Annotated in this window: 13 protein-coding genes and 1 pseudogene; 6 read left to right on the top strand and 8 right to left on the bottom strand. The window is 67.0% G+C overall.

All coding sequences use genetic code 11. From position 1 onward, the window contains the following. Positions 1–32: 32 nt before the first annotated feature. Together CF68_RS03455 and CF68_RS03450 are read left to right on the top strand one after the other, a co-directional pair. Positions 33–386: a hypothetical protein gene (locus CF68_RS03455; RefSeq protein WP_304413102.1), complete on the top strand. Its 354-nt coding sequence runs from the start codon at positions 33–35 to the stop codon at positions 384–386. A gap of 319 nt (positions 387–705) precedes the next feature. Further along, positions 706–1,877 (top strand): annotated as a pseudogene (locus CF68_RS03450) (porin). Positions 1,878–1,918: 41 nt separating this feature from the next. Here CF68_RS03450 and CF68_RS03445 read toward each other — a convergent pair. Beyond that, a complete protein-coding gene (locus CF68_RS03445; RefSeq protein WP_013956548.1) occupies positions 1,919–2,440 on the bottom strand; it encodes an O-acetyl-ADP-ribose deacetylase in 522 nt (173 codons plus the stop codon). 77 nt (positions 2,441–2,517) lie between these two features. After that, positions 2,518–3,666, bottom strand: a complete 1,149-nt coding sequence (locus tag CF68_RS03440; RefSeq protein WP_035816063.1) for an iron-containing alcohol dehydrogenase — start codon at positions 3,664–3,666, stop codon at positions 2,518–2,520. A gap of 336 nt (positions 3,667–4,002) precedes the next feature. Between CF68_RS03440 and CF68_RS03435 the strand changes: the two genes are divergently transcribed. The 4 genes from CF68_RS03435 to CF68_RS03420 all read left to right on the top strand — a co-directional run bounded on the left by CF68_RS03435 (position 4,003) and on the right by CF68_RS03420 (position 7,190). Next, the gene (locus CF68_RS03435; RefSeq protein ID WP_035816061.1) at positions 4,003–5,025 is read left to right on the top strand and encodes an alpha/beta hydrolase; all 1,023 of its coding nucleotides are present in this window, start codon (positions 4,003–4,005) and stop codon (positions 5,023–5,025) included. Positions 5,026–5,106: 81 nt separating this feature from the next. Beyond that, positions 5,107–6,090, top strand: a complete 984-nt coding sequence (locus CF68_RS03430) for a tripartite tricarboxylate transporter substrate binding protein (RefSeq protein WP_035816060.1) — start codon at positions 5,107–5,109, stop codon at positions 6,088–6,090. Between the two features lie 116 nt (positions 6,091–6,206). Beyond that, entirely contained in the window at positions 6,207–6,644 is a 438-nt protein-coding gene (locus CF68_RS03425) for a YbgC/FadM family acyl-CoA thioesterase (protein ID WP_035816058.1), read from the top strand. A gap of 177 nt (positions 6,645–6,821) precedes the next feature. Then, positions 6,822–7,190 (top strand): calcium-binding protein, encoded by a 369-nt coding sequence (locus CF68_RS03420; protein WP_035816056.1) that lies wholly within the window; start codon positions 6,822–6,824, stop codon positions 7,188–7,190. Between the two features lie 106 nt (positions 7,191–7,296). On the opposite strand, the gene denD is transcribed toward CF68_RS03420, so the two are convergent. The 6 genes from denD to ltnD all read right to left on the bottom strand — a co-directional run bounded on the left by denD (position 7,297) and on the right by ltnD (position 13,536). Beyond that, a complete protein-coding gene (denD, locus tag CF68_RS03415) occupies positions 7,297–8,271 on the bottom strand; it encodes a D-erythronate dehydrogenase (RefSeq protein ID WP_035816055.1) in 975 nt (324 codons plus the stop codon). A gap of 37 nt (positions 8,272–8,308) precedes the next feature. Continuing rightward, complete coding sequence (gene otnI, locus CF68_RS03410; RefSeq protein WP_035816053.1) at positions 8,309–9,091, bottom strand: 2-oxo-tetronate isomerase; 783 nt, start codon at positions 9,089–9,091, stop codon at positions 8,309–8,311. 68 nt (positions 9,092–9,159) lie between these two features. Continuing rightward, positions 9,160–10,533 (bottom strand): MFS transporter, encoded by a 1,374-nt coding sequence (locus tag CF68_RS03405; protein ID WP_152548445.1) that lies wholly within the window; start codon positions 10,531–10,533, stop codon positions 9,160–9,162. A gap of 136 nt (positions 10,534–10,669) precedes the next feature. Next, on the bottom strand, positions 10,670–11,323 hold the full coding sequence (locus CF68_RS03400; RefSeq protein WP_035816052.1) for an aldolase: 654 nt from the start codon (positions 11,321–11,323) through the stop codon (positions 10,670–10,672). Beyond that, positions 11,323–12,630 carry a 3-oxo-tetronate kinase gene (gene otnK / locus CF68_RS03395; protein WP_051591388.1) on the bottom strand — a complete coding sequence of 436 codons (1,308 nt, stop codon included), beginning with the start codon at positions 12,628–12,630 and terminating at the stop codon, positions 11,323–11,325. The genes CF68_RS03400 and otnK overlap by 1 nt, the downstream gene beginning before the upstream one ends. A gap of 12 nt (positions 12,631–12,642) precedes the next feature. Then, positions 12,643–13,536: an L-threonate dehydrogenase gene (gene ltnD, locus CF68_RS03390; protein ID WP_035816050.1), complete on the bottom strand. Its 894-nt coding sequence runs from the start codon at positions 13,534–13,536 to the stop codon at positions 12,643–12,645. Positions 13,537–13,584 lie beyond the last annotated feature (48 nt).

Here is a 13,584-nt window from a genome sequence, read left to right as displayed (position 1 = left end):
GAGACGGTCCTACTTCCGTATAAGGGGATGCGCTGAAGGAGTTCGGCATCCGCGCCATCGTCGCGCCGGGCTTCGGTGCCATCTTCCACAACAACTGTGTGCGCAATGGCCTGCTGCCGGTGGTGCTGCCGATGGCAACGGTGCAGGCGCTCGCCGACGATTGCGCCGCGGCACCGGCCACGCGGCAGGTGACGGTCGACCTCCAGCAGCTGGAAGTGGTGTCGCCAGCGGGCGCGCGGTACGGCTTCACGCTCGGCAGCGAGCAGCGGCAGATGCTGCTGGAAGGGCTGGACCCGATCGCGCTGACGCTGAAGCTGGCGTCCCGCATCGACGCGTTCCAGGCGGCGGACCGGGAGCGCCGGCCCTGGATTCATTTCGATGATTAGGGCGCGGCGATTATCAGGCGGGATTACCTGACGCTTTCTCCTGCCTGAGTCCTGCCTTGTTTAAAAGGCGGGGCGGTTTTTACTTCTGATTATTCCAGGGGGGTGATTCCGGGCTTGCGCCGGCGGCGCCAAGTCGTGCTCACAGCGGTGAGCGGCTTTGTCACGCCTGTTGTCAACGGAAATCCGGCAGAAATCGCCCGGCAGATATTTGATGCAGTGGATTTTGAAGGCAGTTCGGGGAGGCCGGCACCTGGCAGTGGCATTTGCCAGCGCCGGGATTTTGCAGTCCAGCAGCAAACTTACAGACGGAGACTGAAGAATGAAAAAGCAGCTTGCAGGTTTTGCATTGATCGGCGGATTCGCGCAAATGGCTTGCGCACAGGGCAGCATGACCCTCTATGGCGTCGTCGATGAAGGCCTGACATACAACAACAATGCCGGCGGCCATCACCAGTTCGGCCTGGTCAGCGGCGTGATCCAGGCCAGCCGCTTCGGCCTGCGCGGCAGCGAGGACCTGGGCAGTGGCATGAAGGCGCTGTTCGTGCTGGAAAACGGCTTCGACGCCAGCAGCGGCAAGCTCGGGCAGGGTGGCCTGATCGTCGGGCGCCAGGCCTATGTCGGGCTGTCCGGCAACCATGGCACAGTGACCATGGGCCGCCAGTACGACTCGGTGGTGGACTTTGTCGGCCCGCTCAACGTCGGCGCGCAATGGGGCGGTTTCTACAACGCCCACCCCGGCGATATCGACAACCTGAACAACTCCGCCAGGGTCAACAACGCCATCAAGTTCCGCAGCCAGAACTACGGCGGCCTGAGTTTTGGCGGGGTCTACAGCCTGGGCGGCGTGGCGGGCAGCCCGGCGCGCAACCAGATCTGGTCGCTGGGCGCGGGCTATGGCAGCGGGCCGTTGCTGCTCGGCATCGGCTACCTGAACGTCAGGAATCCCAATACCTCGTTCTATGGCACTGGCGTCACGGCCAATACCACCGGCTCGGCACCGTTGAACACGCTGACCAACATCGGCTCGCCGGTGCAGTCGGGCTACGCCTCGGCACGCTCGCAGGAAGTCTTTGCCGCGGGCGCGGCGTACAGCTTCGGTGCGGCCACGGTCGGGACCACGTACTCCAACACGCGCTTCAAGGACCTTGGAGACCTGTCGTCCGGCCCGAATCCGTTCGCTATCGCGGCACTGCAACCTTCAACAATGTGGAAGCCAGCTTCAAGTACCAGGTGACGCCGGCATTGCTGATGGGCGTGGCCGCGGACTATGCCAGGGGCAGCGGCATCAACGACGCCAGCTACCGGCAGTTCGTGCTGGGGGCGGACTACAACCTGTCCAGGCGCACCGATGTCTACGCGATGGCGATCTACCAGAAGGCCTCGGGGATCGATTCCACCGGCAAGCGCGCGGTGGCCGCGATCAACGGCATGCGTCCGTCGGCCGACGACAGCCAGGCGGTGTTGCGCGTGGGCCTGCGCCACAAGTTCTGACGCAGGCGGTGCGGGCCGCGGGGCACGCCCCGCGGCCTGTCTCAGGACAAGCGCTCGCGGTACAGCCGGTAGTTCTCGTCGTCGAAGCAGACGAAGGTGACCTGCTCGATCTCCGGCGCCCCGGCCAGCGCCTCGCGCACCGCGGCGATGGCGATATCCGCCGCGCGTTCGCGCGGGAAGGCGTAGATGCCGGTGCTGATATTGGGGAAGGCCAGCCTGCGCAGGTGGTGCTGCGCCGCCAGCCGGATGCTGTTGCGGTAGGCGTTGGCGAGCAGTTCGTCCTCGCCCTGGTCGCCCCCTTGCCAGACCGGCCCGACCGCGTGGATCACGTATGGCGCCGGCAGGTGGCCGCCGGTGGTGATCACCGCCTCGCCGGTGGGGCAGCCGCCCTGCGCGTCGCGGATCGCGCGGCAGGCCTCCTTGATGGCGGAGCCGCCGGCCCCGTGGATGGCCCCGTCGACCCCGCCGCCGCCCAACAGGCCGCTATTGGCCGCGTTGACGATGGCATCGACTTCCATCCGGGTGATATCGCCATGGACTACCTGCAAATGCTCGCCGCTCATGTTGTCTCCTGCGCTGTGGAGGGGAGGGCCGCCGGACAGCCGCTTGGTCGGTCTGACCGGCGGGAAGCTGCTGTGTGCTACATGGACTGCTCAAGCATACGCCGATAATCCGCTGCGCTGGCTTCTTTCGGGTTGGTCTTGTGGCAGTGGTCGACCAGCGCACCGGCAATCACCTTGTCGAACATGTCCTCGGTGACGCCCATCTGGCGCAGCCCGGTGGGCAGGCCCAGGCGCGCGGTCATGTCGTGCACGGCCTGCGCGATATCGGCGCCGTCGGGCAGGTGCATGGCGCGGCGCAGGCGTGCGTAGCGATCGTCGCGCACCACCGTGGGCGCGTCGGCATTGAAGCGCAGCACAGCAGGCATCACTACCGCATTGAGGGTGCCGTGGTGCAGGCCGGTGCGGCCGTCGATCTTCAGCCCGCCCAGCGGGTGCGACAGCGAATGCACGCAGCCCAGCCCCTTCTGGAAGGCCATCGCGCCCTGCATCGATGCGCTCATCATGTTCAGGCGCGCGTCGCGGTCCTGGCCGTCGCGGGTGGCGCGCTCGATATGGCCCCAGCCGCGCTCCAGGCCGTCCAGGGCAATGCCGTCCGCGGGCGGGTTGAAGGCGGGGGCCAGGAAGGTCTCGATGCAGTGCGCGATCGCATCCATGCCGGTGGCCGCGGTCAGCCCGGCGGGCAGCCCCAGCGTCAGTTCCGGGTCGCAGACGGCGGACTTGGGCAGCAGGTGCCAGGAATGGAAACCCAGCTTGCGGCCGTCGTCCAGGATGATGATGGCGCCGCGCGCCACCTCGCTGCCGGTGCCTGAGGTGGTGGGCACCGCGATCAGCGGCGCCGCCTTGTCGGTGATCTTGCCGCTGCCGCCTTCGATGGTGGCATAGGTGGTCAGCTCGCCCTCATGCGTGGCCAGGATGGCGATGCCCTTGGCCAGGTCGATCGACGAGCCGCCGCCCACCGCCACCAGCCCGTCGCAGCCGGCCTCGCGGTACTGCGCGGCGGCCTTGCGCACCATGGCCTCGGTCGGGTTCGACGGGGTTTCATCGAACACTGCGACCTGCAGGCCCTGCATCGCATCGACGGCACGCTGCGCCACGCCGGCGGCGACCACGCCCTTGTCGGTCACCAGCAGCGGGCGGCGGATGCCGATGCGCTCGCATTCGGACTTGAGCAGGCTTACCGCGCCGAAATCCAGGTGGATGTGGGTCAGATAGTAGATAAACGCCATGTTTGCTTGTCTCCTGCCGGGATCTGCCGCCAAATTGTCTTTTGCACGGGCCTGGAGCGGATGCTCGCCAGGCACGCTGTCTTGGGTTTCAATGGACCTGCACTACTGCGTTTCCGGAGCCCTCGGGATCGCTTCAGTCGATCATCGCGCAAAAACTTGCCGCGTGGCAGGCTGACAGGGACTTTTCGGGGTTATCTCGTACTGCCGGGCACCTGGAACATCTGGCATCATACTAAAATCGAACGATCGTTCACAATTCGAACTTCTCCCGATGCGGGCGACGCGCCAGAGCTTGTGCGCGCCGCTGGCACCGGGTCCGGATCCGCGTCATTCCCTATGTCCGCCGCACCGCCTTCCAACCCTGATGCGCCCGCCACGCCCGGCCTACCGTCCAGCCCGCTCGACCCGCAGGTGGCCGCGCTGCTGGAGCTGATCGCGCGCGCCAAGCGGCCGCCGATCCACGCGATGGAGCCGGAGGACGCCAAGATCGCGTACGAGAAAAGTGCGCCGATCCTGGATATCAACCCGCCGCCCGTGCATATGGCGGAAGACCTGCTGGCGCCGGCGCGCGACGGTCACGCCATCCCGGTCAGGCTGTACACCCCGCGCGAGGCCAGTTGGACCGAGCCGCTGCCCCTGCTGGTGTATTTCCATGGCGGCGGCTTCACGGTCGGCAGCGTCAATTCGCACGATCCGCTGTGCCGGCTGCTGTGTGGCCAGGCGGACTGCATGGTGCTGTCGGTGGACTACCGGCTCGGCCCGCAATGGCGTTTCCCGACGGCGGCCAACGACGCCTTCGATGTGCTGCACTGGGTCTTCGCCGAAGCCGGCCGGCTGGGTGCCGACCCGGCGCGCATCGCACTGGGAGGCGACAGCGCCGGCGGCACGCTGGCCGCGGCGTGTGCCGTGGAGGCCCGCAATTCGGGCCTGGCGCCAGTGCTGCAGTTGCTGATCTATCCCGGCACCTGTGCGCGCCAGGACACGCCGTCGCACCGCGCGCTGGCCGATGGCTACCTGCTGACGGCGGACATGATCCGCTGGTTCTTTGCCCAGTACCTGGACCAGGAAGCCAGCCGCGACGACTGGCGTTTCGCCCCGCTGGACGGCGGCGGCGCCGGCGCCGAGGTGCGCGGCTCATGCCCGGCCTGGATCGCCGTGGCCGGCTACGACCCGCTGCATGACGAGGGCGTGGCCTACGCAGAGAAGCTGCGCGCCGCCGGCGTCGCCGCCACGCTGGCGGACTACCCCGGCATGATCCATGATTTCTTCAAGCTGGGCCGTTTCGTGCCGGCGGTGGTGCAGGCACATGCCGACGCCGTTGCCGCGCTGCGCGCCGCGTTCGGCACACCGCACAACTAGACCAGCAGCCACGGTCAGGGCCGCACCGGCCCCGGCCTTCCATTTTCAGCAGTGACTTGCAGCACAAGGAGACATAGTCAAATGCAACGCCGCCACTTCATCGCCCGCGCGGGCATCGCCGCCGCCACCGCGGCACTGGGCTTTGCCGCCATGCCCGCCCAGGCACAGGCCGACAAGTTCCCGCAGCGCCCGATCCGCCTGGTGATCGGCTACACCGCCGGCGGCTCCACGGATATCCCGTTCCGCGTGCTCGCCGACAACGCCTCCAAGATCCTGGGCCAGCCCGTGATCGTCGAGAACAAGCCCGGCGCGGGCGGCGTGCTGCCCGCGCAGATGATGCAGGCCACCGCGCCCGACGGCTACACGCTGGCCCAGGTCGCCATGCCGGTCTACCGCCTGCCATACACCACCAAGATCAACTGGGACCCGGTCAAGGACCTGAGCTACATCATCAACCTGGCCGGCTACTCGTTCGGCCTGGTGGTGCCGGCCGATTCGCCGATCAAGACGATGCAGGAGTACGTCGCCTACGCCAAGGCCAATCCGGGCAAGCTCACCTACGGCTCGCCGGGCTCGATGACGACGCTGCACCTGACCATGGAAGAACTGGCGCTGAAGCAGGGCGTGCAGTTCTCGCACATCCCGTACAAGGGCAACGCCGAGTCGATGCAGGCGCTGCTGGGCGGCCACGTGATGTCGGTGGCCGACACCCCTGCCTGGGCGCCGTATGTGGAGCAGGGCAAGCTGCGCCTGCTGTCGACCTGGGGCGAAAAGCGCTCGGCGCGCTTCCCCAACGTGCCGACGCTGAAGGAACTGGGCATGGGCATCGTGCAGACCTCGCCGTTCGGCCTGGTCGCGCCCAAGGGCACCGACCCGAAGATCGTGCAGAAGCTGCATGATGCCTTCAAGAAGGCAATGGAAATGCCCAACTATCGCGAATCGCTGGCCAAGTTCGACATGGAGCCGTACTACATGAACACCCAGCAGTACGCGCAGTTTGCAGCCGAGACCGTCAAGAAGGAAAAGGCGATCATCGAGAAGCTGGGGCTGGCCAAGGCGCAATAAGGGCAATCAACCTGCCGCCACCATCAACGATCCAGGCCGCCGCGCCTGCCGGCCCTGTCCGGCGGGCCGGCGGCCTGGTGCTTTGACAAGCCACCACCAACAAGGAGACCAGGCCGATGGCCAAAGAGGATTTTCGCCACAGCATCCCGCTGCGCGTGCGCTGGGCCGAAGTCGATCCGCAGTCGATCGTCTTCAACGCGCACTACCTGACGTACTGCGATATCTGCGTGACCGAGTACTGGCGCGCGCTGGGCATCCGCTACCCGGAAGACGTGCTGCACGCGCATGGCGTGGACATCTTCGTGGTCAAGTCCACGCTGGAATACCACGCCTCGGCGCGCTTTGACGACGAGCTGGAAATCCGCGGCCGCATGTCGCGCCTGGGGCGCTCGAGCATGCTGTTCCGGGTGGAGATGTTCCGCGGCGACCAACACCTGATCACCGGTGAGATCGTCTATGTGTGCGCCGACCCGGCCACGCAGAAATCGGCGGCGATTCCGGGGCCGGTGCGGGAGATTATCGAAGGGTATGAGGTGGTGACGCCGGCGGGGTGAGGGCGAACGATTGCCCGCGTCCTGCATCAGCTGACGCGACCTGTGACACAAAGATGTTGGTAAGTACCGGCCGCTTGCCTAGAATCGGTGTGAGCCAGTGCTCACAGAGGCTCTTCTTTGCCGAAGCATTCTTTGCAAGAAGGCAATGTCGAATCACAAATCAATGAGGAGACGGCAATGACCGTGCGTAAGCTGCATGCAGTCGGCTTGACAGTGATAATGGCGCTCGCTTTTACCGGGGCGAGCGCCCAGCAGAAACCGGAATCAACAGCCCAGGCAGGTGCAGAATCCACCCAGATTCCGCCAGCCCCATCGACTACCGCCGAAGCCAAGGCCAAAATCGCCGAGCGTTTCAAGACTGCCGATGCCAACCACGACGGGAAGCTAAGCCGCGAAGAAGCGCAGGCAGGCGCGCCGGTCGTTTACAAGCACTTTGACAAGATCGATGTCAAGAGGGCTGGTTACGTCACCGAACGTCAGATCGGCGCGTACTGGACATCGAAGTCCAAGGCACAGCAACAGAAAGAGGATCCCATTTGGAACTGACGTCGGCGCCGCTGCCTTGTCCGGCCCCCTCTCCCGCGCGCGGGAAAGGGGGCCGGCCTGCGGGGGATACCCAGCCAGCGTGTCGCGATAAGGAAGCCGGCCTGGCTTACTTGCCCACCCCGGCATCCTCCATATAAGCCCGAATTACCTCATCGAAGCTCGCATCGCTCTGGAACCCCAGCGACTGCGCACGCTCCGCATTCCACGCCGCCGGCCACGTGCCGACGATCTTCTCGACGCGGTCCTCACGTTCCCACGTGACACGATCCGCCACCGCATTGCCCGCCACGCGGCGCAGCGCATCGACCATGCCGGCGGCCGTCACCGACAGCCCCGGCAGGTTGATCACACGACGGTTGCCCAGCCGCTCGCCAGCCAGCTCGATCCCATTGACCAGCGCCGTCACGGCAGCTCGCGGCGACAGCAGCCACAGCGGCGTTTCCGGTGCCACCGGGCAGTTGGCAGCAACACCAGACAGCGGCTCGCGGATGATGCCGCTGGCGAACGACGAGGCCGCCGCATTGGGCTTGCCCGGGCGCACGCTGATGGTCGGCAGGCGCAGCACGCGTCCGTCGACAAAGCCGCGGCGGCTGTAGTCCGACAGCAGCAGCTCGCCGATGGCCTTCTGCACGCCGTATGACGATTGCGGGTTCAGCGCGGTATCGTCCTGCACCACCGGCGGCAGCTGGCCGCCGTAGACCGCGACCGAACTGGTGAACAGCACGCGCGGCTGGTGGCCCAGTTCACGGCAGGTTTCCAGCAGTGCGCGCGAGGCGTCGAGGTTGACGCGCATGCCGAGATCGAAATCCGCCTCGGCCTGGCCGCTGACCACGGCCGCCAGGTGGAATACGGCGCCGGTGTCCTTGTCGATGGCCTGGCGCAGCACCGCCGGGTCGGACAGGTCGCCGGTGACCACGCGCACGCGCGCATCGTCGAGGCCTTGCGGCGCCACCACGTCCAGCAGCGTCAAGCGCTTGATGGCCACGGGCTGGCCGTCCAGGTTCAGGGTGCCGCGTTGCAGCAGCAGGCGGGCGAGTTGCAGGCCGAGGAAGCCGGCGCCGCCGGTAATCAGTACGTTCATGGCAGGAGAGATTCGTTCTTTGGGTTTGCGCGAAGGATCAGCGGCCGAGGTAAGGCTTGAGCCAGCCCAGGCCCTCGGAAGTGCCGGCGCGGGGGCGATATTCGCAGCCGATCCAGCCGTCGTAGCCGAGCCCGTCGATGACCTCGAACAGGTAGGGGTAGTTCAGCTCGCCCAGGTCCGGCTCATGGCGGTCGGGCACGCCGGCGATCTGGATATGACCGATGCCGGGCATGTCGCGCTTGAGCTTCATCGCGATATCGCCTTCGACGATCTGGCAGTGGTAGCAGTCGAACTGCACCTTCAGGTTGGCCGCGCCGATTTCCTTGCAGATCGCCTGCGCATCATCCTGGCGGTTCAGGAAATAGCCCGGCATGTCGCGTGTGTTGATCGGCTCGAGCACGATGGTGATGCCCTGTGCGGCAGCAGCCTTCGCGGCGAAGGCGACGTTCTCCAGGTAGGCGGCGCGGTGGCGGGCGCGGTCGGCGTCGGCCGGCACCAGCCCTGCCATCACGTGCACGCGGTCATTGCCGATCACGCCGGCGTATTCCAGCGCGCGGCCGACGGCGTCGCGGAACTCCGCTTCGCGCCCCGGCAGCGCAGCCAGGCCACGCTCACCGGCTGCCCAGTCGCCCGGCGGGGCGTTGAACAGCGCCTGCGTGAGACCGTTCGCGTCCAGGCGCGCGCGCAGCTCGGTGGCGGCGTGCTCGTACGGGAACAGGTACTCCACCGCCCGGAAGCCGTCCGCCGCGGCAGCGGCAAAGCGGTCCAGGAAAGCGTGCTCGTTGTACATCATCGACAGGTTTGCGGCGAAGCGCGGCATTCGGAACTCCAAAGCGGTAGTACGAAACCGGCCCGGTCGACGCAACGTCGAAAGCGGGCCGGCCAGGATCAGCGGTTGACCAGTTTAGCGGGCGTCAGCCACACCAGCACGGCGCCGACGACCAGGATCGCGGACAGCACGTACATGGGCAGCTGCGTACTGTGCGTCATGTCCTTCAGCGCGCCGACCATGTACGGCGACACGAAACCGGCCAGGTTGCCGACCGAATTCACCACGGCAATACCAGAAGCGGCGGCGATGCCCGACAGGAACGAGGTCGGCAGCGACCAGAACAGAGGCGCGCAGGTCAGCACTCCGGCAGCGGCCAGCGACAGTGCGGCGATGGCCACCGTTGTATTGTTGGTGAACGAGGCAGCAATGGCAAAGCCCAAGGCACCCATCAGCGCGGGCACGATCAGGTGCCAGCGGCGCTCGCGGCGTGCGTCGGCGCTGTGGCCCAGGATGTTCATCACGACCACGGCGCAGATGAACGGGATCGCCGACAGCAGGCCGATGTTCAGGTTGCCGGTGACGCCGCTGGCCTTGACCAGCGTGGGCATCCAGAAGGTCAGCGCGTACTGGCCGGTGACGAAGCAGAAGTAGATCAGGCACATCCACCACACGCGGCGGTCGGAGAACACCGCGCCCAGCGAGTGGCCGTGGGACTTGCCGGCGGCGGTGGCGGCGTTAAGGGCGTTGCGCTGGTCTTCCTCGATATTGCGCTTGAGCACGCGCTTTTCATCGGCGTCGAGCCACGGTGCCTTGTCGATGCCGTCGCGCAGCACGAAGATCGTCACCACGCCGATCACGAACGCGGGCAGCGCCTCGATCAGGAACATCCATTGCCAGCCACGCATATCGTGCACGCCGTTGAAGGCATCCATGATCCAGCCCGACAGCGGGTTGCCGAACATGCCTGCAATGGGGATGCCCGACATGAACAGCGCGATCATCTTGCCGCGGCGGTTGGCCGGGAACCAGTAGGTCAGGTACAGGATCACGCCGGGATAGAAGCCCGCTTCGGCCAGGCCGAGCAGGAAGCGCATCACGTAGAACTGGGTCGGCGTCTTCACGAACAGGAACAGCGCCGAGATGATGCCCCAGGTGATCATGATGCGCGCGATCCAGATGCGCGCGCCGATGCGGTGCATCAGCAGGTTGCTGGGCACCTCGAACAGGAAGTAGCCGATAAAGAACAGCCCGGCGCCGAGGCCGAACACGGTCTCGGAGAAGGCCAGGTCCTGGCCCATCTGCAGCTTGGCGAAGCCGACATTGACGCGGTCCAGGTAGGCGACCACGTAGCACAGCATCAGGAACGGCATGACGCGCCAGAACACCTTGCTGTAGGCGCGCTTTTCGATCTGGGCTTCAGTGTCCAGTCGGGTATTGCCGCCCAGACTGTCATAGGCAGGCACGCTCGCCGCCGGTTGGTTTGGATTCACGGTGGTCTCCGGGTATGTGGTGGGTCTGGTCTAGTAATGCGGCGGCGCGCGGAATGCAGGCATGCGCGTCCCCCGCACGGTGGCCGCAAGGCAACCGCGCCGGGTGAAGCCGTCGTTTATCGGGGAAAAAGCGGTGTTACCAGCGCGCCTGGAAGGCGTCGCGCAACTCAGCCAGTGCGCCGTCGGGCAGCGCCGCGCGGGCGGCGAAGCCCGGCGTGTCTTTCATCGTCATCCATAGCTTGGCGGTCTCCTCCAGTTCTTCCAGCGCGAACGCGGCGCGCGAGACGCTGGATTCCCACACCACCGGGCCGAGGCGCTCCAGCAGCACGCCGCGCACCTGCGCGGCCAGCGTGGCCACGCGCGCGGCCACGGCCGGATCGCCGGGGCGATGGTAGGGAATCAGCGGGATATGGCCGACCTTCATCACGTAGTACGGCGTGAGCGGCGGCAGTACGTCGTCCGGTTGCCAGACACCGGCCAGCGTCAGGGCCACGAGGTGCGTCGAGTGCGTATGCACCACGGCGTGTGCCTCGCGGTTGTTGTCGTAGATCGCGCGATGCAGCGTCAGCGTCTTGGACGGCTTGTCGCCGGAGACCCAGCTGCCATCGGTGGCCACCTTGGCGACCGCGGCCGGATCCATCATGCCCAGGCAGGCATCGGTCGGCGTGATCAGCCAGCCGTCGTCCAGCCGCGCGCTGATATTGCCGGCCGAGCCCACGGTATAGCCGCGCTGGTACAGGCTGGCGCCGATGCGGCAGATCTCTTCGCGCAGCTTGCTTTCGGTGCTCATCAGTGACCTCCAAGCTGGCGCAGCGCTTCGTCAAAGAAGTCCGGGCCGCCGAAGTTGCCCGACTTGAGCGCCAGTGCCAGCGGCTTGGCATCCAGCGTGACGGTGGCCGGCACGCCCGGTGCAATCTGCGCGCCGATACGCAGTGCGCGCACGCCCAGCGCCTGCACCACCGCGCCGGAGGTTTCGCCGCCGGCCACGACGAAGCGGCGCGTGCCGCGTGCCAGCAGCCCGGCGGCAACCGTGGCCAGGCACTGCTCGACCAGGTGTCCGGCGCGCTCAACGCCCAGTTCGGCCTGCACGGCCTTGACTTCGTCGGGGCTGGAGGTGGCGTAGATCAGCACCGGCTCGTCATGGCCCGCGGCAAAGGCCAGCGCCGCGTCGGCAACGGCTTCGCCGCGGGCCAGCGCGAGCGGGTCGATGCGCAGGGCGGGGCGGCCTTGTTCCAGCCAGCGGGCCACTTGCCCGTTGGTCGCGCGCGAGGCGCTGCCGGCCAGCACCACGCCCGGGCCGTCGATGGCGGGGACTGCGTCGGCGTCGCCGCGCTGCGGCAGCAGGCCGGCGCGGCGGAAGTTCCCGGGCAGGCCCAGCGCGATGCCGGAGCCGCCGGTGATCAGCGGCAGATTGGCGCAGGCCTCACCCAGCGTGAACAGGTCCGCGTCGGACACCGCATCGGCAATCGCCATGCGCACGCCGTCGCTGCGCAGCGCAGCGATGCGCTCGGCGGTGGCCTGCGCGCCGCGTGCCACCGCGTCGTAGCGCAGCAGCCCGACCTTGTTCTTGCTCTGGCGCTGCAGTACGCGCACCAGGCTGGCATCGGTCATCGGCGTCAGCGGATGGTGCTCCATGCCCGATTCATTGAGCAGCGCATCGCCCACGAACAGGTGGCCGCGGAAGATGGTGCGGCCGTTTTCGGGGAAGGCCGGGCAGGCGATGGTGAAGTCGCTGTCCAGCGCCGCCAGCAGCGCCTCGGCCACCGGGCCGATATTGCCGGCATCGGTCGAGTCGAAGGTGGAGCAGTACTTGAAGACAAACTGGCGGCAGCCCTGCGCGCGCAGCCATTGCAGCGCGGCCAGCGACTGGGCCACGGCCTCGACGGCCGGGATGGTGCGGGACTTGAGCGCCACCACCAGCGCATCGGCTTCGCCAATGTCCTGCACGGCGCCCACGTCGGGCAGGCCGATGGTCTGCACGGTGCGCATGCCATTGCGCACCAGCGTGTTGGCGAGATCGGTGGCGCCGGTGAAATCGTCGGCGATGCAGCCCAATAGCGGGCGATGGGGGCGATGGGCGAGGGTGCCTGCGGTCATCGTGTGCCCCTCTTATTCGGCCTTGCCCGGCAGCTCGATGCCCGGGAAGATTTTGATCACGGCCGAATCGTCCTCGCCGCCATGGCCGGCGGTGGAGGCCATCATGAACATCTGGTGCGCGGCGGCCGACAGCGGCAGCGGGAATTTGCTGTTGCGCGCGGTGTCAAGCACCATGCCCAGGTCCTTGACGAAGATGTCGACCGCCGACAGCGGCGTGTAGTCGCCCTTCAGGATATGGGGCACGCGGTTCTCGAACATCCACGAGTTGCCCGCGCTGTGCGTGATCACGTCATAGAGCGCATCCGGGTCCACGCCTTCGCGCAGGCCCAGCGCCATCGCTTCGGCGGCCGCGGCGATATGCACGCCGGCCAGCAGCTGGTTGATGATCTTGACCTTGGAGCCCGCGCCGTGCGCGGCGCCCAGGCGGTACACCTTGCCGGCGATGGCGGCCAGCACGTCCTCGGCCAGCGAGTAGGCTTCGGCCGGGCCGGAGGTCATCATCGTCATTTCGCCGCTGGCGGCGCGGGCGGCGCCGCCGGAGACCGGTGCATCCAGCATCAGCAGGCCCTGTTCAGCCAGCCGGCGGCCCAGCGCCTCGGCAAAGCCCGGCGGCACGGTGGCGCTGGCGATCACCAGCTTGCCCGGCTGCATCGCCGCCGCGGCACCGTTGGCGCCGAACAGTACGGCCTCGGTCTGCTGCGCGTTGACCACCAGCGTCAGCACCACGTCGCAACGGCTGCCCAGTTCGGCGGGCGAGGCGCACGGCACGCCGCCGGCATCGGCAAAGCGCTGCAGCACTTCGGGGCGCAGGTCGCACGCGTGCACGTTGAAGCCGGCACGCAGCAGCGACTGCGCGACACCAAAGCCCATGGCACCAAGGCCGATGACGCCGATATTCCTGGACATGAAGGGACTCCTGAAACAGATACGGATAATTCGATGGTTCGGGCTTGC

This window comes from Cupriavidus sp. SK-4, from assembly GCF_000611125.1.
Classification (GTDB): domain Bacteria; phylum Pseudomonadota; class Gammaproteobacteria; order Burkholderiales; family Burkholderiaceae; genus Cupriavidus; species Cupriavidus necator.
This window is presented reverse-complemented; position numbering and strand designations above follow the sequence as displayed.